The sequence below is a fragment of the Parapedobacter defluvii genome (genome assembly GCF_014642075.1).
Classification (GTDB): domain Bacteria; phylum Bacteroidota; class Bacteroidia; order Sphingobacteriales; family Sphingobacteriaceae; genus Parapedobacter; species Parapedobacter defluvii.
Window position 1 is genome coordinate 108,144 of the sequence record NZ_BMIK01000007.1, and the last position, 20,806, is coordinate 128,949.

Annotated in this window: 17 protein-coding genes; 8 read left to right on the plus strand and 9 right to left on the minus strand. The window is 48.2% G+C overall.

Annotated features, from left to right (window positions below):
- Positions 1 to 3: 3 nt before the first annotated feature.
- Genes IEX60_RS11925 through map form a run of 3 tightly spaced genes read right to left on the minus strand, consistent with a single transcriptional unit; the run spans position 4 to position 3,277 of the window.
- Complete coding sequence (locus tag IEX60_RS11925) at positions 4 to 1,335, minus strand: PSP1 domain-containing protein (RefSeq protein ID WP_188750886.1); 1,332 nt, start codon at positions 1,333 to 1,335, stop codon at positions 4 to 6.
- On the minus strand, positions 1,325 to 2,488 hold the full coding sequence (locus IEX60_RS11930) for a DNA polymerase III subunit (protein WP_188750887.1): 1,164 nt from the start codon (positions 2,486 to 2,488) through the stop codon (positions 1,325 to 1,327). The genes IEX60_RS11925 and IEX60_RS11930 overlap by 11 nt, the downstream gene beginning before the upstream one ends.
- Positions 2,489 to 2,512: 24 nt before the next feature.
- Entirely contained in the window at positions 2,513 to 3,277 is a 765-nt protein-coding gene (gene map, locus IEX60_RS11935; protein WP_188750889.1) for a type I methionyl aminopeptidase, read from the minus strand.
- 254 nt (positions 3,278 to 3,531) lie between these two features.
- Here map and IEX60_RS11940 point away from each other — a divergent pair, with 254 nt between their 5' ends.
- The 3 genes from IEX60_RS11940 to IEX60_RS11950 all read left to right on the plus strand — a co-directional run bounded on the left by IEX60_RS11940 (position 3,532) and on the right by IEX60_RS11950 (position 5,815).
- Positions 3,532 to 3,873, plus strand: a complete 342-nt coding sequence (locus tag IEX60_RS11940; protein WP_188750891.1) for a single-stranded DNA-binding protein — start codon at positions 3,532 to 3,534, stop codon at positions 3,871 to 3,873.
- 111 nt (positions 3,874 to 3,984) lie between these two features.
- Entirely contained in the window at positions 3,985 to 5,064 is a 1,080-nt protein-coding gene (gene gcvT, locus IEX60_RS11945) for a glycine cleavage system aminomethyltransferase GcvT (protein ID WP_188751097.1), read from the plus strand.
- Positions 5,065 to 5,083: 19 nt separating this feature from the next.
- Positions 5,084 to 5,815, plus strand: a complete 732-nt coding sequence (locus IEX60_RS11950; RefSeq protein ID WP_188750893.1) for a 2-phosphosulfolactate phosphatase — start codon at positions 5,084 to 5,086, stop codon at positions 5,813 to 5,815.
- On the opposite strand, the gene IEX60_RS25145 is transcribed toward IEX60_RS11950, so the two are convergent.
- Positions 5,789 to 5,965, minus strand: coding sequence for a DUF6358 family protein (locus tag IEX60_RS25145; RefSeq protein ID WP_353195039.1), 177 nt, complete (start codon positions 5,963 to 5,965; stop codon positions 5,789 to 5,791). The two genes, IEX60_RS11950 and IEX60_RS25145, sit on opposite strands and share 27 nt — an antisense overlap.
- 17 nt (positions 5,966 to 5,982) lie before the next feature.
- Positions 5,983 to 6,297: a rhodanese-like domain-containing protein gene (locus IEX60_RS11955; protein WP_188750895.1), complete on the minus strand. Its 315-nt coding sequence runs from the start codon at positions 6,295 to 6,297 to the stop codon at positions 5,983 to 5,985.
- 245 nt (positions 6,298 to 6,542) lie between these two features.
- On the opposite strand from IEX60_RS11955, the gene IEX60_RS11960 reads away from it, so the two are divergent.
- The 3 genes from IEX60_RS11960 to IEX60_RS11970 all read left to right on the plus strand — a co-directional run bounded on the left by IEX60_RS11960 (position 6,543) and on the right by IEX60_RS11970 (position 8,403).
- On the plus strand, positions 6,543 to 7,850 hold the full coding sequence (locus tag IEX60_RS11960) for a M20/M25/M40 family metallo-hydrolase (RefSeq protein WP_188750897.1): 1,308 nt from the start codon (positions 6,543 to 6,545) through the stop codon (positions 7,848 to 7,850).
- Positions 7,851 to 7,919: 69 nt separating this feature from the next.
- Positions 7,920 to 8,201: a hypothetical protein gene (locus IEX60_RS11965; RefSeq protein WP_188750899.1), complete on the plus strand. Its 282-nt coding sequence runs from the start codon at positions 7,920 to 7,922 to the stop codon at positions 8,199 to 8,201.
- A gap of 19 nt (positions 8,202 to 8,220) precedes the next feature.
- Positions 8,221 to 8,403: a hypothetical protein gene (locus IEX60_RS11970; protein ID WP_188750901.1), complete on the plus strand. Its 183-nt coding sequence runs from the start codon at positions 8,221 to 8,223 to the stop codon at positions 8,401 to 8,403.
- Between the two features lie 17 nt (positions 8,404 to 8,420).
- On the opposite strand, the gene glgX is transcribed toward IEX60_RS11970, so the two are convergent.
- A complete protein-coding gene (gene glgX / locus IEX60_RS11975) occupies positions 8,421 to 10,541 on the minus strand; it encodes a glycogen debranching protein GlgX (RefSeq protein ID WP_188750903.1) in 2,121 nt (706 codons plus the stop codon).
- Between the two features lie 398 nt (positions 10,542 to 10,939).
- Between glgX and IEX60_RS11980 the strand changes: the two genes are divergently transcribed.
- A complete protein-coding gene (locus tag IEX60_RS11980; RefSeq protein WP_188750905.1) occupies positions 10,940 to 12,049 on the plus strand; it encodes an acyltransferase family protein in 1,110 nt (369 codons plus the stop codon).
- 127 nt (positions 12,050 to 12,176) lie between these two features.
- Positions 12,177 to 13,457, plus strand: a complete 1,281-nt coding sequence (locus IEX60_RS11985) for a sugar MFS transporter (RefSeq protein WP_188750907.1) — start codon at positions 12,177 to 12,179, stop codon at positions 13,455 to 13,457.
- Positions 13,458 to 13,469: 12 nt separating this feature from the next.
- Here the strand turns inward: IEX60_RS11985 and IEX60_RS11990 are convergent, their stop codons facing one another.
- The 3 genes from IEX60_RS11990 to IEX60_RS12000 form a co-directional block, all read right to left on the minus strand.
- On the minus strand, positions 13,470 to 15,398 hold the full coding sequence (locus IEX60_RS11990) for an ATP-binding protein (RefSeq protein ID WP_188750909.1): 1,929 nt from the start codon (positions 15,396 to 15,398) through the stop codon (positions 13,470 to 13,472).
- An 85-nt stretch (positions 15,399 to 15,483) separates the two neighbouring features.
- Complete coding sequence (locus IEX60_RS11995; RefSeq protein WP_188750911.1) at positions 15,484 to 17,352, minus strand: RagB/SusD family nutrient uptake outer membrane protein; 1,869 nt, start codon at positions 17,350 to 17,352, stop codon at positions 15,484 to 15,486.
- A gap of 13 nt (positions 17,353 to 17,365) precedes the next feature.
- The gene (locus IEX60_RS12000; protein ID WP_229717545.1) at positions 17,366 to 20,671 is read right to left on the minus strand and encodes a SusC/RagA family TonB-linked outer membrane protein; all 3,306 of its coding nucleotides are present in this window, start codon (positions 20,669 to 20,671) and stop codon (positions 17,366 to 17,368) included.
- Positions 20,672 to 20,806 lie beyond the last annotated feature (135 nt).

The following is a 20,806-nucleotide window of genomic DNA, read 5'->3' on the forward strand; positions in this document are numbered from 1 at the left end:
TTATTAACTATTTTGTCCGGTTTGCTGTTGTCCACCGCCTTTCCCTTTCCGGTTGTTCCCGCGGAAGCGCTTCTTGGATTTAGGTGCTTTCGCTTCAGCAGGCTTATTTTCCTTCTCCGTTGCAGGTTGTTTTGCAGGAATTCCCGGCTCCGCTGCTTTTCCCTGCGGTGGGGCTGCGGCTGCTTTTTTTCCATCGGGTTTCCGTTTGCTTTTACCCGAACGCTTCTTCTTACTCCGGTCATCCAAACGGGTGAGGCTATCCTGACCCACCACGTTTTCGTAATCGTAAATGACAGGCTTTTCCTCCGGTGCCTCTAAGATGACGGCTCCGATTTCTGCGGGCTTCACACCCTCCTTATTCAAGTGGTAAATTTCCTTTACCCGATCGGTCGTAAGCGGGATCCAGTTTTCCTCTCCCGGATAGCTAAACCACATCAATTTCTTGAAGATATCCGTTTTTTGGAGAAAAGCAACTCCTTTCTGCGTTTCGATACGTTCGATATTGTTGGGAATATCTTTCAGGGCATCCATATAGCTGTCCAACTCATAGTTGAGGCAGCACTTCAGTTTTCCGCATTGTCCTGCCAGTTTCAGGGTATTGAGTGAAAGGTTCTGATAGCGGGCTGCAGAAGTTGATACCGTCTTAAAGTCGGTAAGCCAGGTAGAACAACAGAGCTCCCGTCCACACGAACCGATTCCACCCAGCCTGCTCGCTTCCTGCCGCATTCCAATCTGCCGCATTTCAATCCGGATACGGAATGCTTCGGCCATGCGCTTGATCAGTTCCCTGAAGTCCACCCTTCCATCGGCGGTGTAGTAAAACGTAGCCTTGGACTTGTCGCCCTGATAATCCACATCACTGATCTTCATGGAAAGTCCCAGGTCCAACGCCAGTTTACGGGCACGGTGCATGGTCTCCCATTCAAGATCTTTGGCAGCCTGCCATTTCTTGATGTCTGCATCGGTAACTTTCCGGTAGATCTTTTTGGTTACACTTGCTGCATCCACGTTGTTTTTCTTCAGTTGCAGACGTACCAACTCACCCGTCATTGATATATGGCCAATGTCATAGCCACCTGCATTCGGCTCAACGGCCACCATTTCACCCATTTCAAGGTACAGGTTTTCAGGATTGATAAAAAAGTCTTTTCGAGACCCTTTAAACCTGACCTCCACAATGTTGAAGGGTTTATAGTTTGTTGGCATGTCCATGTCGGCCAGCCAATCGTATACATCCAATTTATTACATCCGCTCGTCATGCAGGCACCATTATTCTGGCAACCTGCCGGTGTCGTACCACACCCTCCGCCGGATGAGCAACTGCTACATCCCATAATGATCGATATATGTCGAGTCCGCCAACTGGCGGAACGTTTGATATTTATAAATTAAAACTAGTTGCAAAGATACGTCTAAAAATAATATTTTCGGATTTGCATTCCGCTCAATGTGGTAATGCGCCTCTTCGAATAGACGGATTGCCGCTTCAATTTGCTCCATCCGGTAGTGCTTACTGAACTTCTGCACAAAGTCGAGCTCACCGCTTGGCAGATGAACCAATTGCCCCATATCTTCCTTCAGTAACACCACCTGCCGCATCATATTTAGGGTGTAAAGTAAGAAACTTTTTTGATTTTCACGTCCCAGTTTTGATAACTCATCTTCGCAGATCTTTATCAGCGAAGAGCCGGAATCGGTCACGCAGTGGCGCAGCCATCGGATCATCAAGTCAAAATGGTCTTTTGTATCTTCACCCAGTAAATGAATGGCCTGCTGAATGCTTCCCCCGCTGATGAAGGCAATTTCTTCTGCCTGATGTTTACCCAGTTGATGTCTTTCCATCAGGTACCCGGCTACCTCGGCATCCGTTAGGCGGTTTATTTTGACAAGTTGGGTACGGGAAATGATCGTATTGAGTATCCGGTCCTGGCTTTCCGATACCAAAAGAAAAAGCGTTTTCTCAGGTGGCTCTTCAATGAGTTTCAATAGTGCATTACCCTGTGAATCCAAATATTCCGGCAACCATAGAATCAGCACTTTATATTCCGCTTCAAACGCCTTCAGGCTTAACTTTTTGATAATGTGGTGTGCCTCGGCAATGTTAATATTCGCTTGTTTATTTTCGGCATCAAACTGCCCCCGCCAATAATCAAGACCGAGGTAGGGGTTCTCCAAGAAGGCTTTGCGCCATTCTTCTGCATAGGTTGCCGCAGTATCTTCCTTGTGTTTGGCAAAGAAAGGGTATGAAAAATGCAGGTCGGGGTGGATGAGTTTATTATATTTACGGCATGACGCACATTCGCCGCAGCTATCATCGGGTTGTCTGTTTTCGCAATTGATGTACTGCGCATAGGCTACCGCCAATGCGAGACTTCCACTGCCTCCAGGGCCCAGGAAAAGCTGGGCATGGCTTACGCGGTTTTCTTTTACCGTATTGATGAGGCTCCGCTTGATTGCGGCCTGCCCGACGACTTCATTGAATAACATACAGCTCCTGATTCCCTCCCCTGATCAATTCCATATTTCATTGTTCTGGGTCAGGATGGCGGGATTGCCATCGGTAACCACAACGGTATGCTCGTGTTGAGCCACAAAACCACCCTTATTTCCGACCAATGTCCATCCATCTTTCGCGGTAAGCGCAAGCGTAGAACGGTTCGAAATAAATGTTTCAACGGCTATTACGGTATTTTTCCTAAACCGGTTCCGGTTGAACCGATCGTAATAATTAGCAATTTCACTGGGTTCTTCGTGTAAACTCCTGCCGACTCCATGACCCGTTAAATTTTTAATGACCGTGTATCCACGTTTCTTTGCTTCAGTTTCAATCAGTCTTCCGATGTCTGCAATGCGCACTCCCCCTTTGATTTGATGGATGGCCTTCCATAAAATGTCTTTGGATGCGTCGATTAACCGCTGGTGACCATGGACATCCCGGCCCAGTACAAACGACCCACCGTTGTCCGCCCAATAGCCGTTAAGCATAGCAGAGACGTCGATATTTACCAAATCACCTTCTTCCATGACACGGTCATCGGTGGGAATCCCATGTGCAATTTCGCCATTCAGACTAATACAGGTGCAGCCCGGAAATCCATACGTCAACGTCGGAGCAGATTGTGCCCCTTTGGCTGCCAAAAGCTCCTGTCCGTAGTCATCCAATTGTTTGGTGGTCATGCCGGGTTTGGCATATTCCCGCATCGCTTTTAAGGTAGTAGCTACCACTTCGCTGACACGCTGCATTCCGATCCATTCCGATTCGCTGGTGATTGACATGGTTTTTCCTTATTATCCGTTCATGTAGTTTTATTTCCCTTTAGGCTGTCCTACACCCATTTTCCAAAGGTACGAAAAACATCGGTAATCGGTGAGCCCAACCAGGGTAAGCTAATCGTCTATAACCGTTTATAAACGGTTATATCCGTTTACTATCCGGCTAATCGGTTTTGATCGCCTCATCTTTGTAGGGTCGATGGTCCTAAGAGCCCATCGTTCGTTAATCGCATGTTTCTCACTTAAATGATCACATTATGAACACATTAAAAAACAGCGTACGTCTCACCGGCTTTTTAGGTAGCGACCCCGAGGTAAAAACATTCAGTAACAACAAAACCTTTGCCCGTGTTTCCATTGCGACCAATGAACGGTATCGCAACAGCCAGGGTGAGTGGATCACGGACACCCAATGGCATAACCTCGTATTTTGGGGAAAACAGGCATTGTTTGCTCAAAAAAGCCTTAGCAAGGGCTCAGAGATCGCCATTGAAGGCAAACTGGTCAACCGCCAGTACGTGGATAAAGATGGTGCAACACGTTATGTCACGGAAGTTAACGTAAATGAAATACTTCAGTTCAACCGTAAACCCGAGTGATGTCTGCTCCAACCTGGCAGGTTTTAAAACGTGCCGGGTTGTTTATTCTTTTTTGATTGGCAATTCATGCAGGTTTCAGTAGCTTTGCGGCGGAATAAAAAACGCCACATGATCAAGCATACCGCCCTCACAGACTTACACATGGCCTTGGGTGCCAAGATGGTTCCTTTTGCGGGTTTCAACATGCCGGTTCAATATTCAGGCATCAACGATGAGCACGAGACCGTACGCAATAACGTAGGTGTATTTGATGTGAGCCATATGGGCGAATTTATACTCAAGGGAGACCATGCCCTGGATCTGGTACAGAAAATCAGCTCCAACGATGCCTCGAAGCTCCACGATGGCAAGGTGCAATATGCTTACATGCCCAATGAAATGGGTGGGATAATCGATGATTTTTTGGTCTACCGCATTGACGAAAAAACCTACTTACTTGTGGTCAATGCATCAAACATCCAAAAAGACTGGGATTGGATTTCCCAGCACAATACGTTTGGCGTTACGTTGAAAAATATTTCGGACGAAACGTCTCTGCTTGCCGTACAAGGACCAAAAGCCACGGAAGCTTTGACCAGCCTTACGGAGATCGATCTCCCTACCATGGAATATTATACCTTTGCCAAAGGTAAGTTTGCTGGGGTAGAAAATGTACTGGTGTCTGCCACGGGCTACACCGGAGCAGGCGGATTTGAAGTATACGTAGCCAATAAAGACGCAAAAACCGTGTGGGGTGCGATTTTTGAGGCAGGAGCACCCTATGGCATCAAGCCCATCGGTTTAGGTGCCCGTGATACCCTACGGCTCGAAATGGGCTTCTGCCTGTACGGAAATGATATCGACGACACCACTTCTCCCTTGGAAGCCGGTTTGGGCTGGGTTACGAAATTTTCCAAAGACTTTGTGAATGCCGAGGGATTAAAAAAACAAAAAGAGACCGGCCCGCAACACAAACTGGTCGGGTTCGAAATGGTCGACCGGGGAATCCCGCGCCATGGATATACCATTGTTGATGCCGATGGTCATCCGATCGGGCACGTTACATCGGGAACACAGTCCCCGACCCTCAAGAAATCCATCGGATTGGGATACGTACCCATCGCCTATGCAAAGGAAGGAACCGAAATATACATCGACATACGCAACAGTAACGTAAAAGCTGTTGTAGTGAAGCCTCCATTTGTCAAGTAACCTAAGCAAACCCCACCTGATGAGTCCGAAAAGCATCCGTGTCTGTTTGAGCCCCGCACTGCTCCCATTTTACGAACTTGACGATACAATTGCGGTGGTAATCGATATCTTCCGGGCCACCTCCTCCATGTGTTATGGACTGGCAAACGGAGCACGGGCCATCATTCCTGTGGAAGAATTGGAGGAATGTCTTTCCTACCGGGGCAATGGACATCTGTTGGCTGCAGAGCGTGACGGTCAGGTCGTAGCAGGATTTGATTTCGGCAACTCTCCTTTTTCGTATACCCGGGAAAAAGTAGCCGGAAAAACGATTGTGTTGACCACCACCAATGGTACGCGGGCTATCCAACGATGTGCCCGTGCGAATGCGGTCGTGCTTGGATCGTTTCTCAATATCACTGTCCTTACAGATTGGCTTAAAAATCAGCCGCACCATATTCTGCTTGTATGTGCAGGCTGGAAAAACCATTTTAACCTAGAAGATACGGTATTTGCCGGAGCACTTGTTCATCGCCTCAAAACAGCAGACGTAGACCTTGATGACGCCGCCCATGCCGCAGAAAGTCTTTACCGGGAAGCACAAGGTGATTTAGCCTCATACCTCAGTAAAGCCTCGCACAGCAAACGGATGCAACATCTCCACATTACGCAAGACATCGCATTCTGCCTCCAACAAGACCAGGTGTCTGTTATACCGATTCTAAATGGTTACGAGCTCGTTTCCCTAACGCTGTCTCACCCGCTTCAATAGCCGATACTTCAGGTAGCCTAGTATTAAAATGATCAAAACTGAGATAGCTAGCACAAGATAATCACTACTCTGATAGGCTGCTACCACCGCTAACAACATCAATATGAGACTGATATTCAATAGCGTATTATAAAGAAAATATAGTTTCATGCCGACTGCCTAAGCAATCAATAAACCTGCATATCGGGATCAAACGCATCACGCCATGCCAGTATTCCTCCCTGCAGGTTATACAGATTATCAAAACCTTCCTGTTCCAGCAACATAATGGCTTGGGCACTACGCTTGCCGCTGCGGCAATGAATGACCACCGGTTTATCCCGGGATATCTTATCCTGCTCCAAAACAACATCCGCCAACGGGATATGCTCACCGTTTATATTGGAAGTTTCGTATTCAAACTCTTCACGAACATCTATCAACTGGAAATCTTCGTTATTATCGATCTTATCCTTAAGTTCTTCAACCGTAATCTCTTTCATAATTTATTCTCTTTTGTGTATCCAAACTTAGATAAATTCGCTGTTATATGCAATATATTCGCGTTGAATATAACAGCGAATATTTCATGATGGGTTTGTTTTCAATTGCATTCATGAGCGCTTACGCGGTTTACCGATCTCGCTTCCGCCTTATTCACTAAACGGAACAATGTAAGGATGAAAATTGTTGTATTGTATATAAAAGCAACTTTACCTAAGTTTGGCCATATACAAATAGATAAGCCATGAACGTTTTCAACCACTGCATCTGGATCGCCGTACTTCTATTGACGGGCTGTACCGTTCGCCAGTCATCCGATCGGATTGTTGACACCGCCGAAGTGAAGCGGATATTGAATACACTGGCTGCAGATGATATGGAGGGTAGGGCCGCCTTTTCTTCCGGTATTGAACGGGCAGCCGATTTCATTGCGACAGAATTCGATAAAATCGGTTTACAACCTTATGCGCAGGATGACTACCGGCAAACGTTCCATGTATCCCGTATCCGTCCCACAACCTGGGAGGTTGCATTTGACGGGGCGGATATTCCCCTTGAACATGTCATTATATCAAGCAATAGCCCTGGTATCAACTGGAACGACGAACCGGGAGTATCGCTGATACAGATCCAGGCCGGCGATGATTTTGCCCAGCGCTTCCGCGATGCATCCGTTGGCGGAAAAGATGCCATCGTCGTGGTGGATACCAGTTTTGCTTCTCTGTTTGAACGGTACCGTGGCTTCCTGATGCAAGGCAGGATCAACCAACCCGGCCAACCTTCACAACCTACGCCGTCGGTTGTCTATGTATTAGCCAACCAGGCACCTAAGTCATTTCGCGTGAGCTTTACGAACCAGATTGAAGAACTTCCGTTATTCAACGTCGTAGGGATGCTTCCCGGCAAATCAAAACCCGGGGAGTACGTTATCTTCTCGGCCCACTACGACCACATCGGCATCCTTCAACCCGTGGGGCAGGATTCAATCGCCAATGGCGCGGATGACGATGCTTCGGGTGTGTCTGCCGTAATCAGCTTGGCAAACTATTACAAACGGCTGAACAACAATGAACGTTCGCTCCTCTTTGTTGCCTTCACTGCAGAAGAGATCGGCTTGGTAGGGTCCAATTATTTTTCCAAACAGCTACATGCCGACAGTGTGGTGGCCATGATTAACATTGAAATGATTGGTAAAGATTCAAAATTCGGTCCCAATTCACTGTACGTAACGGGGTATAACCAATCTAATCTGGCGCAAATCATGCAGCAGAACGTTCAAAATACCGCTTTCACATTCCATCCCGATCCATATCCCACACAAAACCTTTTCTATCGCAGCGACAATGCATCACTGGCAGCACTGGGAGTTCCTGCCCATACGTTTGCCACGGTTCAGATCGATAAGGACGGTTATTACCATACTGTAGATGACGAGATCGAAACACTGGATATTGACAACATTGTATCGTCCATCAAAGCCATTGCCATCGGTGCGAAAAGCATTGTGGCGGGTAAAGATACGCCGACCCGCGTTCCCAAACTGAAGCGATAACCCTGCCCAAAAAGCTCAAACAAATTCAAATCCGGGGTGTTGGCTAAATGGATTCAAATTTTCAATATCATGAGCACATCCAAACAAACCAGCGACCACAATACCATACGGAAATGGGCAGAACAACGGGGTGGTGTACCTGCCAAGGTACGGGGTACCGGCCGTGGCGACGATGAGGGAGTCCTACGCATCCATTTTCCGGAAAACAGTAAAAGTGATGACCAGTTGGAGGAGATTTCCTGGTCTGATTTCTTTGATAAATTTGATGCGGAAAAACTTAATTTCCTCTATCAGGAAGAGAAAGCAGATGGCGAACCAAGCACCTTCCATAAATTCGTCAATCGCGAATAGCAAGGGTAATAGAATAACGATGAAAACACTTCTCATTTTTATGATGCTGGGAATTATAGGGGCTGCATGCAACCACACACCTCCCCATGGTACGGATTCTTCGCACAGAGACAGCATAGGGGATCCGATAAACCCGAGTGATACTGCAGTAGACCGGATGGATCCCGATTCCTTAGTGGATACGCCCAAGGTCCGGTTTTAATCGGTGGAAGGTCTGTGCTACTCGATGCAACGATACACCTGAATCGCCCGGCCGGCTATCTGGACTCCACTGCCAGCTGTGTAGGTTTCATTCGGGGTGTCTCCTCCATCAAGATCCGTATCGATCACTTTCTCCCATACACGGCCATATTTCTTTTTTTTGGGAAGCACAAATTCCAGCCCTTCGTAATGAGCATTGAAAATCAGGTAAAAGTTATCATCCACGATCTGCTCTCCTTTTTCCCCAATGGAGTGGATGCCCTCGCCGCTCAGAAATATAGCTAAAGAACGCGCGAAACCATGATCCCAGCTTTCATCCGGCATTTCACAGCCATCGGGTAGGAACCAAGCGATATCTTCTACTCCTATTCCCTTGATGGGCTGGCCCGTAAACCACTTTCTGCGACAAAATGCCGGATGCGCCATACGCAGCGCAATGAGTTTTTGCGTGAACAACAGCAGGTCCCGGTCCATCCGGTCCCAATGCAGCCATGAAATCTCATTGTCCTGACAATACGCATTGTTATTTCCCTGCTGCGTCCTGCCCGCTTCATCCCCGGCAACCAACATGGGCACTCCCTGTGAGAGCAGCAAAGTGGTCAGAAAATTACGTTTCTGCCGTGTGCGCAGGGCATTGACCTCCGTATCTTCGGTAGGCCCCTCCACTCCGCAATTCCACGATCGATTATGATCCTCCCCATCTTTGTTGTCTTCCTGATTCGCTTCGTTATGCTTTTCATTATAAGACACCAAGTCATGCAGGGTAAAACCATCGTGGGCAGTCACAAAGTTGATGCTCGCCGTAGGTCGCCGGTAGTCATCTCTGTACAAATCCGAACTTCCCGTAAAACGTTCGGCAAACTCTGAGAGCATACTGTCTGCTCCCCGCCAGTAATCGCGCACACAATCGCGGTATTTACCGTTCCATTCGGCCCAATCCGGCGGAAAATTACCCACTTGATACCCGCCTTCGCCCAAATCCCAGGGTTCGGCGATGAGCTTCACCTGCGAGATCACCGGATCCTGGTGGATAATGTCAAAAAAGGCACTCAAGCGGTTTACCTCGTGAAACTCACGCGCCAGCGTTGCTGCCAAATCAAACCGGAATCCGTCAACATGCATTTCGGTAATCCAATACCGGAGGCTGTCCATGATAAGCCGGAGTACATTGGGCAGATTGGCATTCAGGGTATTGCCGGTTCCTGTATAGTCCATGTAATACCGGGGATCCTCGGTGAGCCGGTAATAGTTGGCATTATCGATGCCCTTGAAGCATAATGTGGGGCCCAGGTGGTTACCCTCAGCCGTATGGTTGTATACCACATCCAGAATTACCTCAATGCCCGCTGCGTGAAGCACCTTCACCATCTGCTTAAACTCCTGTACCTGCTGGCCCATTGTACCTGAAGAGGCATAGCGTGCCTCGGGCGCAAAAAAACCGATTGAATTATATCCCCAGTAATTGGATAACCCTTCGGTTTGCCGGTCGTTGACAAACTGATGCACCGGCATCAATTCAATCGCAGTGATACCCAGCTTTTGTAGATAAGCCACCGTAGCGGGATGACCCAACCCAGCGTAGGTACCGCGCAGGGCTTCGGGAATTTCCATGTTAAGCTTGGTAAATCCCTTAACATGCGCCTCATAAATAATGGTTTTGTGAAAGGGAATGTCGAGTTGCTGATCACCTTCCCAATCAAATGTCGGATCGATCACCACAGATTTAGGCACATAGGGTGCACTATTCACCTCGCTGAAGCTTAAATCAGTATCCGGGTGGTCAAGTTCATAACCCAAATGGGCCTCGTGTGCATTGACTACGCCCGCTATTGCTTTGGCATACGGATCGATCAGGAGTTTATGTGCATTATATCGATGCCCTTCGTTGGGTAAAAAAGGGCCATGTACCCGGTAACCATAACGCTGCCCGGGTTTTAACCCGGGAATATAGCCATGCCACACTTGGTGGGTGCGCTCCGTGAGCGTAATCAATTCTTCACGTGCATCGGCTGCGTCACCATCGAACAAGCAAAGCTGTACCTCCGTTGCATTTTCAGCGTATAAGGAAAAATTCACTCCATTTCCATCCCATGTGGCACCTAACGGATAAGGCTTCCCCGGATAGATCGAATATTCCATAGTTTTTGTTATGATTTTGAAAAATACGACCTAGATCGCCTGCTTTTGTCTTTAATTCTCCAGCGGCATATAGCCACGGCCATTCACGTTATAACTGTTGCAACTCGATAGTCAGTTGCCTAGTCTTCGGACGATGAAGGCCGGACAGCTAATATACAAGATTTTTCAGGTTACCGCAGCAGCGGATGAATCAACAGGAATATTCCGATGAGCAGAAGATTACGCTAAGCTAGGCGGATTGTTGGCAGGAATCACGAAATAAAGAAAATAAGTGGATGAATTTGAAAAACCCGGACATGTATTATATTTGTCGGGGCAATGCTTCTCAGATAAGTTTGCACCAAAAACCAATCAATTAATCACGGCCACTGATTCGGCAGCAGTAAGTATACGTTAATATGCAACAGGAAAACAAACGGCTTCTGTCCTTGGATGCCCTCCGGGGGTTCGATATGTTTTGGATAACCGGGGGAGATGAGCTCATCCATATCGGAGCAAAAATATTCGGCTGGGGGTGGCTAGTCGTCCTTTCGCAGCAGTTCCATCATCCCGAGTGGAACGGACTATCCGCATATGACTGTATTTTTCCCCTTTTTATTTTTATGGCCGGAGTATCCGTTCCCTTTTCGTTCGGCAGCCGCATGGAAAAAGGAGTGCCTAAGCATAAGCTGGCAAAAAAAGCCATACAACGGGGTCTTATTTTGGTTTTACTCGGTATCGTCTACAACAACGGAATACTGGTAAAATCTTTTTCCGAAATGCGTTACGCCAGCGTATTGGGACGGATCGGACTAGCCGGTATGTTTGCGCAATTGCTTTACCTATATAACCCTTCTGCATTAAAGCTGCTGATCCAAGGAGCTGTCTTGCTGCTGATCTATTGGGCCTTTTTGTCTTGGTTCCCTGTTCCCGGCTGCCCGCTGGGAACAATGACCATGGAATGCAACCCTGCCAGCTATATCGACCAGCTTATCCTGCCGGGAAAACTGTATAAAGGTATTCACGACCCTGAAGGCTTCGCTTCTACGATTCCAGCCGTGATGACCGGATTGTTGGGGATATTGGCCGGCATGCGAATAAGGAATCATCAAACCCAATCGGGAGAGAAAAAGGTCCACTACCTAATGCGCTACGGAGCCATAGCGCTTATCCTAGGTGTTGTATGGTCATTTTTCTGGCCGCTTAACAAAAATTTATGGACCGGATCTTTTGTACTCGTTGTTGGGGGCATCAGTTTTCTTCTGCTGGCACTTTTCTATTGGGTCATTGATGTGAAGAAATTACGGCGCTGGACGCTGTTTTTTGTAGTCATCGGTACCAATTCAATCGTCATCTACCTGCTTAGCCACTTTGTGGATATCGGCTACACGGCAAACGCTTTGTTCGGGGGGTTGCTTGCTTCCCTCGGGCCGGCCGCTGCCGAGCTCGGGGAGGTATTAACCTATATACTTGTACAGTGGTGCTTGATGTATGTGCTGTATAAAAACAAATGGTTTCTCAAGGTATAGATAGTGGCAGTCAAAGGGGACGGCGGTCAGTAAGCGTAGGATGGAAAAAGAATTATTGAAAAATATTGATCCAATCCACCGGATTTCTCTATTTTAGGCGTTCCATTTTCAATGGGGGCCTATATTTATGAGCAAAAAATCAATTTTCATTAAGGATGGCGTGAACTATACCATGCCTTTCATGGCAATCAGCACGCTGTTTCTTACCTGGGGAATCGCACACGGCTTACTGGACACGCTTGACAAGAACTTCCAGGAACTATTGCATTTGAAAAAGTGGCAGTCAAGCTTCATACAGGTCTCTCTCTATGGGGCTTATTTTTGTACAGCCATACCAGCCGGTCTGTATACCAAGAAATACGGCTATAAAAAGGGCATTATATTCGGATTGAGCCTTTTTGGAATCGGCGCATTACTCGCTGCGGGAACAGCACCGTTGCAGTCGTTTGTTCTTTTTTTATTTTGCTTATTGGTGATCGGTGCCGGCTTGGCGACTTTGGAAACGGGAGCCAATCCCTATACGACCAAACTCGGCCCTCCGGAATCCGCTGAAAGGCGAATTAATATCGCCCAGTCCTTCAATGGCTTTGCATGGGTAGTCGGTCCGTTGATTGCTTTATCGATCTACGGTAACCGCAGTCATGTTGAAGGAGAGAAAATGATTTCCATTATTCTCCCTTTTGCGATCATCGGATTATCCGTTCTTGCCATTGCCTTTCTTTTCTCCCGGTTAAAACTGCCAAAAATTGACGAGGAAGATTTAGTGCATGCACACGGTGCAGCTCCTACACCCGGGGGCGACATGGAAATTACAGATCCTTCGCATCCCGCTTATATTTCCAAAAAACCGTTGTGGAAAAACAGACATTTTAAACTGGGTGTTGCTTCACAGGCCTGTTATGTAGCGGCCCAAACCGGTGTTTTCAGTTACCTGATTAATTTCGTTACAGACCACGACATGCATCCCAGGTTTGATGTGCAATACGGTCCCTATTTTTTATCCCTGGGGTTTTTCCTATTTATGATGGGCCGCTTTTCAGGCAGTGCACTTATGCGGTATTTTAAGCCTCCCCGCATGCTGGCTTTCTATGCACTGATGATATGCGTTCTATTGCCTATCGTGTCGTTAAAACTGGGATGGGTTTCGTTCGTTGCACTTTATGGTGTTTTCTTTTTCATGTCCATCATGTTTCCAACCATATTTGCATTGGCCATCAGGAGCCTAGGAACCCATACCAAGCAAGGCGCTTCGTTTTTAGTTATGTCTGTTGGTGGCGGAGCTGTATTTCCACCTATAATGGGCTATGTTTCTGACATATACGGCATGGCAGCAGGTTTTTTCGTTCCGATCCCCCTATTTGCCTTTATTGCCTATTACGCAATTGAAGGGTATAAAATCAAGGCTTAGCAAACCCAAAGCTTACGGAGATACGGAAATCGTGGTCGCGTCAGGAGCGGCATTTTCAGCTAAGGGTGAAGAAACCGGCAGGCTATAGTAAAAGCTGGCACCACCTTCGGGATTATTGGCCGCCCATATGCGGCCGTTCATCTTTTCGATCATCTCCCGACATACAATCAGCGCTAGACCGGAGCCTCCGCTCGCCATTTCGGACCGTTCCTTGTTGAAGAGCTTAGGAAGCACCTCTTCAGAAATTCCTCCACCTGAATCCGAAATACGCACAATGGCCTGTCTCCCCTCTGGGTCCATGTTCGCCGTCACAATAATCTGCCCCGATTCAGGGGTATGACGGATGGCGTTTCCGAGGATATTGCGGTTTATGAAAAGCAGCATTTCGCTCTGTGCCAGCAGCTCAATTGATTCGGGCACGAAGTCCATGATCGCGATGCCTTTTTGATCGGCTACCGTACGATTGTAATCAAGGGCTGTCAGCATGTTGTCTCTGAGGCTGACCACTGAAGGGGTGTATGCCAGCCCAATCGTATTCAATTTCATCCAATGAACCAAACCGTCCATCGCCTGCAGGCTTGTCTTTGCACTGAGACTGATCTGGTCAAACACATATTGGCGTTGGGCATCGCTCATGTGTTCCACCATACCGCCGTCACCCAGCATCAGCATGGATGACAGGGGCTGCCGCAAATCATGAGACATAATTGAGATTAATTTCTGATGAAACGTATCGTTATCTTCCAATTGCAGGTTCTTGGCTTCGAGCTTGTCGTTGCTGTCTTTCAGGTAACAGGCTAACTTGCGTTGCTTACGGTATTGCCGCAATACCAGTATCGAACCGACACTGGCCAGTAAGCAAATGACCACCATCGAGGTCGCTAACAAACGTCTCGACTGCAATTTGGCCTCTTCGGCAGCCACTTCCTGTTCCTTAAGCGCCAACTGGAGGAAATCCATACCCGTCTTTTGATTTTCCAGTTCTTTTTCCTTCGACAGCTCCAGCAGCCTTCGGCTGTATAGATCAGCCTGGGGCGGTATGGGCTGCATGTGTGTCAAGACATCATAGGCCTGCGCCATGGCATGGAAATGGAGTCCTTTATAGCCCGTCGTCTCAGCTAGATTGATGGCCATATCGAAGTAGCGTAACGCGCTGTCTAGGGATATGGGTAAGTACATATTCCCCATTTCTAGGTAAGCCAACGCTGTAAAATACTCGTATCCATTTGCTTTTGTTTCCTCGATAACGGCGTGCTGATCTGGAATGATATCACCCGGCGGTATACCGCTATGTAGGCGGGTGACATTACGCGCCATCCGGGCAACTATCAAGAAACGCTCATTACCCTGTTTTTTGGCCAGTTGTTCGGCTTCGTCCAATAGGGGGGTAACATCGGGTGGGTTCGGGGTGAACGATTGGGCCTGGGCCAGATTAATGAGCACCAGCGGCCGGATGGAGTCTTGCACCAGGTTTTTACTGAGATCACGTGCTTTTTCGTATTGCGCCAACGTCTGATCCAATTTACCCTCTTGACTCAAAAGCACACCGATGTTCATCGTCACCTCACAGATCTTTGGTTTATTGCCCAACTGTTCAAACAGGGCCAGGGATTCATTGATATATTTATAGGCTAGGTATGGATTACCTCTCTCCATGTAGTAAAATGCAAGCACATTCAGTGCTTCGGCTTCACCCGTTTTATCGTTGATACGTTTGGCCAAATCCAGTGCCCGAGCACCGAAATAATAGCACGAGTCAAGCGAGCGGTTCGTATAAAGCATACCCAACTGCGCATAAAGCGCTGCCCGCTCCATACTGTCGCGGAGTGCTGGAATGCGTGCCTTCAATTCTGTGATGTCCTTGATCTGTGCCTTCAATGGCGCGATCCCGGTAATGATCAAAAGCACGATGTACACCGGTTTGCGTACAAGTTCAGTCATTTTCGGTAACAAATGTACGCATTGTAAGTGTTTAAATCGAAAATTCCCTGTCAATACCGTTCGGTATTGACAGGGAAAACATCTGCTATTCTGCCCAAAATGGATTCTGAACTAAATTTGGATTTTTATCGATCTCGCCTTGAGGGATGGGAAACCAGTAGTTCTTCTTGGTGAATACCCGACGTTGATATACCGTACGCTTAAAAAACGCCAACGGATTATTTTCATCGTCGTCTTTCTGAGTACCGGAAAAATTCATACCGTAAAAATCCCCGTTCAACGTTTGCTCGCCGATTTTCCAACGCCGGATGTCGCGGTAACGGATGCCTTCGTTATTCAGCTCTACACGGCGCTCACGCCGGATGGCCTCCCGCATGGCTTCTTGTGATGCAGGAATGGGCAGTGCATCTTCACCTTGACCATATTGTGGGATACCCCCACGTTCCCGGATTAGGTTGAGGTATTTCAAAATATCCGGATGTGATGGATCGGTTTCATTAAGCGCTTCCGCATAATTCAGATACGCCTCTCCCAACCGGTAGAGAATGCCGGGCCTATAAGGGTTTGTACCGTTCCGCGGATCATGGTCGGGATGTACTTTTTTACGGATCAGGTACCCATTCTGCGGTGCATCATGCGTAGGTCCACCATCCCAGTTGCCACTGTAAAACTCTGTCGTCCGCCCTTCACGGCGGTACCAGGCCCCATTGTACAGTACCGAAATGTAAAACCTGGGCTCTCGGTGGGTGTACATGTTATAGGTACCCGCGAGGGTAACCTGTCCGCCGCCCTGTACTTCGCCCCAAGCCGTATTGCGGACCTCAGGTTCACTGGAGAAGCCTTTTTCGACATATCCTGAATTAGGGTCGTCAATGGGCAGCCCGTTTTCCATGAAAAAAGCATCTACCAACGATTGGGTAATCCCCAATCCGCCATTACCGCCTGTGCCCCGGGGTTGTGCATGCTTATCGTATTCCCAATGATTGCAGTCTGGCCGGGCAAACAATATCTCATGATTCCCATCCTGTGGCCTGCGGAACAGCATGTTCTGATAGGAAAGAAAGGGGTCGATGCGACCATCCGTATATTCGTAATAAAGACGGTGGCCCGCCGCTTCTGCTGCGTCAATCAGCTGCTTACAGGCGCGCGCAGCACGTTCCCACTTACCCGCATCGTATGTGCTGTTGTAAATGGGCACACCCTCGTTGTTGACAAAATCAGCATAGTCCGCATTACCATTGACCAGGGGACTGGCCGCAAATAGCAGCAACCGGGCGCGCACGGCGAGACACATAATTGAGGTAGCCCGACCGTACTTTTGGGCTGCTGCGTACGAAGAGGGTAATAGCGTGGAGAGTTCAAGCAACTCCTGATCAGCCCAGTTGATCACTTCATCAAACGGCGTCTGCCCGATCATCAGCTCGCTTTCTGGCGCAGCGGGGTTGGTAAGCCCCAAAGTAAATGGAATGGCTCCGTAAGCATCCAGTAACAACGAATAATAATAAGCGATCATGAAGCGTGCTTCATAACGCATCAGGTTAACCTCTTCTTCGGAGACAAGCTGTGCGGGGTTGGGCTTTACATTCTCAATAAAGATATAAGCAGAACGGATCCGCTTGGGTAGTTCCACCCAGTAGTTAGGCTGCCAGTCACTCAGCGTATTCCAGTTGCCGGTCTGTTTGCCTATAACCGTCCAGCCAAACTGTTCCCACCCTGTGGAGGGCGCCATATCATCCGACAACGGGTCGAATACAATGTCCCGCGTATAACCCCAATAGGGATCGGGGATATTACTATAAATACCCGCCAGCCAGTCTTCCGTACGGGTCTTGTCGTTAAAAACCATTTCCAGCGTCAGCTGGTCATCAGGCATGCGGTCCAAAAACTTACTGCAGGAGGACAACACTGCCAAGCCGATGATACAGGTTGCTATTTTCATCAATATGTTCTTCATCTCAAACTTGTATTTACTTAAAATTGAGCTCCAATCCGACCGAAACGGATTTTAGAATGGGATAGCGCATGCCGTTATTTACACCGAGTTCGGGGTCCCACAGTTTAAAATCGGATAGGGTAAGCAGATTATTGCCCCGAAGGAATATCCGTAGGTTACTAACCGCTATCCGATCCAACCAACCCGAAGGAAGACTGTATCCGGCCTCGACATTGCGCAGGCGGATAAAACTCATGTCGCGCAGCCACCACGTAGACGGCATATTGTTATTGGCGCTCTGGTAGTCAGATAGCCGCGGATAGAACACATCTTGCCGCGGATTATCCACGGTCCAACGGTTATCCACATTCGAGAAAATATTGCCCATGGAGCCGTTGGCACTTCCGGGGATGAAGTTGGAACCTCCAATAATCCGATACGTCTCACCAGCACCCTGGAAGAAAAAGCCGAAATCGACGCTCTTATAGCGTACGTTGGCACCCACCCCAAACACCATCTGCGGATCTTCCGTACCTCCGATTGTGGTACGATCCAGTTCATTGATTACTCCATCGTTATTGATATCCTGATAACGGATATCCCCCGGACGCACCACCCCAAATGTATGGACTGGAATCCCTGGGGCAAGAGTTCCCTCGTCGACATCCGAAAAATCAGCCTCTGTAAATAAACCCTCGGCAATAAAACCGGTTAATTGGCTCACCGGTTTACCGGTTGTGGACCGTGGTTGCCCGATGACACTACTGGGTTCATCTTGTTCGATGATCTTATTGGCTGCGTACGTGAAGGATCCGCGGGCAGATACGAACCAATCGGTGCCAATGGCTTTATTGACGTCAAGCGACAGGTCTATGCCACGGTTTTTGACGCGCCCGAAATTTGCCCAGGGAGCAAACGTAAATCCACTTGACCCCGGTATGGTACGGCGTTGCATAAAAATATCACGCCGATCTTCGTGAAACACGTCTACCTGAAGTTCAAGAGCATTCCACAGGCCAAGTTCGAATCCTATATTAGCCTTGGCCACCGATTCCCAGGTAAGGCTGGCGATACCCTGATCGCCTTCAAACCGGCCAGTTCGGCTGAAATCATTATTAAGCCCCCAGGTATATCCACCGGTTGTGTTAATGGTGGTGATATAGGCAAACCGACGTCCATCCAAGCGGTCATTACCCACTAGACCATAGGATCCTCTTAGCTTCAGTTTCGATAATACTTCCTTCGTCCGTCGCATAAAAGGTTCTTCAGAAATATACCATCCCAACGCCACAGAAGGGAAAAAACCAAAACGCTTGCCGGGAGCAAAGTTTTCGGAACCGTTGTAGCCAAAATTGAATTCGGCAATATACCGGTTTTCGTAATTGTAGGAAAAGCGGCCAGCTATCCCCTGGTTACGAAAGGGAACTAAATCACCGTTGTCGAAATTCCGTTGGTTGTAAAGCAGCATGGATTCTACATTGTGCCCGCCAAACGTCTGGGCATAGTTGATGGCCCCTTCCAAATACGCGCTTTTTTCACCCCATTCTGCTCCGGTACTGTATCCCAGGAATTCCTGCCCATAACGGTCGATCACTAAGCGCAGGTTTCCGTTTTCATCTCTTCCGATAGCGGGGTTGTAATAATCCGGTTGTTTACTCCGCACAACAGAATTGCCGGAAAAACGGTCGAACGCAAATAACCCCCGTACTTTCAATCCGGGCAGGAAAAATTCCAGATCCTGTTCCAAAGCTACCTGTGATTCGATCTTACTGTCACTGAACCGCTCATACCCCTGTTGTGTAGCAAGGGCCCAGGGGTTAGTCCGTTCCGGTGTGCGTGGAATCTCTCCCGAAGAATAGACGGTTGGATGTACTTGCGGTGGAATAATAAACGCCTGTTGAAACAGTTCGTCCACACTGTATGGCGCCCGGCTCCTATCCTGAAGATAACCACCGATATTCAACCTGAAAAGGGTTGTTGGGCTGATATTCACATCGACATTGGAGCGTACATTATATCGGTTCAATTTGGAGGAAGAGTTCCAGGTTTGGCTGGGATCACGTTCGATAAGACCTTCTTCGCGGTAGTAGGATGTCACCAGGGAATACCGTAGGATACTCGACCCACCGTTAACGCTCAGGTTGGCCCGCGTGTTGCCTGCCTGATCACGCAGAATGGCATCCAGCCAATTCACGTCGGGATAAAGATCGGGATCAAGGCCATTGCGGGTGCTGTCTATGCGTCCCTGGCTATAAGCTGGAATTGCACCTCGTTCCGTGCGGATGCTGTTCAGAACTTCCAGGTAATCGGCTGCACCAATAAACTCTGGCAACTGAACCGGTTGGGTCATTCCCTGCTCAACCCGCACGGATACCTTTGGCTTTCCGATCTTGCCCCGTTTTGTGTTGATCAAGATCACACCATTGGCACCCCGTACACCATATACCGCACTGGCCGCGGCATCCTTCAGGATGGAAAAGGACTCTATTTCTTCCGGATCCATATTATTTAATGAGCGTTCGACCCCATCCACTAATATTAGGGGGCTGCGCGTGCCTCCGAATGTGCTGATGCCACGGATCCAGAAATTCGAATTATCGTACCCGGGCTCTCCCGAACGTTGAACGGCAATTACGCCAGCCAGCTGACCAGCCAGGTTGTTGCTTAACGACCGGGATGTGCCAAGTTGTAACTTCCTTGGCTCAATGGTGGTGATGGCTCCGATCACAGATGCCCGCCTTTGAGTACCGAAACCCACAACTACCACCTCATCCAGCTCACTCACGTTCGTTGTTAATACCACGTCTACGGTCAGGTCGTTACCAATCACACGTTCCTCTTCCACATAGCCGATCAATGAGTATACGACAACGGAAGCATCTTCAGGAATTGCTAATTGATAGCGGCCATTGACGTCTGTCGTGGTGGCTACCTGCGTGCTTTTAACGCTCACCGTCACTCCGCTCATCGGATTGCCGTTTTCCTCATTGACGCGCCCTGTGATGATACGCTGCTGTAAGCCCGCCGCCGGGTTTATTGATGAGCGCTTTTTGATGATAACGGTATGGTCTGGCTGAAAAAGAAACTCGAAACGGGGGTCTCCAAAACACCGTTGGAGTACTTCTTCAAGTGGCCGGTTGGCGACGTCGATTGTCACCGGACCTACTCCTTGCAATATGTTTGACTTAGCGATAAAGTTATAACCGGTCTGCTTGGTCAGCCTCAACAATACTTCCTGAATACGTGCTTCTTTCACCTGCAGGCTAACCTGCTGTGCGTAGGTAGCCGCAGTAACCTGCAATAAGCCCGTAGTCATGAACAGGGTAATCAATTTAACCATGATGAGATACCTAATTGGATAGCAGGGGGTGTCCCTGCATAACAATGCTGAGAATTTTGTATACATTTGAAAAGTGGTTAACGAATGTTATGCTTATAATTTAGTTGTTAGCCTACATTAGGTCTCAGGGGTGGT

Coding starts and splice junctions, on each gene's coding strand:
- IEX60_RS11970 (WP_188750901.1), top strand. CDS start 8,221: ATGAAAACACTTCTCATTTTTATGATGCTGGGAATTATAGGGGCTGCA.
- IEX60_RS11965 (WP_188750899.1), top strand. CDS start 7,920: ATGAGCACATCCAAACAAACCAGCGACCACAATACCATACGGAAATGG.
- map (WP_188750889.1), bottom strand. CDS start 3,277: ATGTCAATCACCAGCGAATCGGAATGGATCGGAATGCAGCGTGTCAGC.
- IEX60_RS11985 (WP_188750907.1), top strand. CDS start 12,177: ATGAGCAAAAAATCAATTTTCATTAAGGATGGCGTGAACTATACCATG.
- IEX60_RS11995 (WP_188750911.1), bottom strand. CDS start 17,352: ATGAAGAACATATTGATGAAAATAGCAACCTGTATCATCGGCTTGGCA.
- IEX60_RS11950 (WP_188750893.1), top strand. CDS start 5,084: ATGAGTCCGAAAAGCATCCGTGTCTGTTTGAGCCCCGCACTGCTCCCA.
- IEX60_RS11930 (WP_188750887.1), bottom strand. CDS start 2,488: ATGTTATTCAATGAAGTCGTCGGGCAGGCCGCAATCAAGCGGAGCCTC.
- IEX60_RS11980 (WP_188750905.1), top strand. CDS start 10,940: ATGCAACAGGAAAACAAACGGCTTCTGTCCTTGGATGCCCTCCGGGGG.
- IEX60_RS12000 (WP_229717545.1), bottom strand. CDS start 20,671: ATGGTTAAATTGATTACCCTGTTCATGACTACGGGCTTATTGCAGGTT.
- IEX60_RS11990 (WP_188750909.1), bottom strand. CDS start 15,398: ATGACTGAACTTGTACGCAAACCGGTGTACATCGTGCTTTTGATCATT.
- glgX (WP_188750903.1), bottom strand. CDS start 10,541: ATGGAATATTCGATCTATCCGGGGAAGCCTTATCCGTTAGGTGCCACA.
- IEX60_RS11925 (WP_188750886.1), bottom strand. CDS start 1,335: ATGGGATGTAGCAGTTGCTCATCCGGCGGAGGGTGTGGTACGACACCG.
- IEX60_RS25145 (WP_353195039.1), bottom strand. CDS start 5,965: ATGAAACTATATTTTCTTTATAATACGCTATTGAATATCAGTCTCATA.
- IEX60_RS11960 (WP_188750897.1), top strand. CDS start 6,543: ATGAACGTTTTCAACCACTGCATCTGGATCGCCGTACTTCTATTGACG.
- IEX60_RS11940 (WP_188750891.1), top strand. CDS start 3,532: ATGAACACATTAAAAAACAGCGTACGTCTCACCGGCTTTTTAGGTAGC.
- IEX60_RS11955 (WP_188750895.1), bottom strand. CDS start 6,297: ATGAAAGAGATTACGGTTGAAGAACTTAAGGATAAGATCGATAATAAC.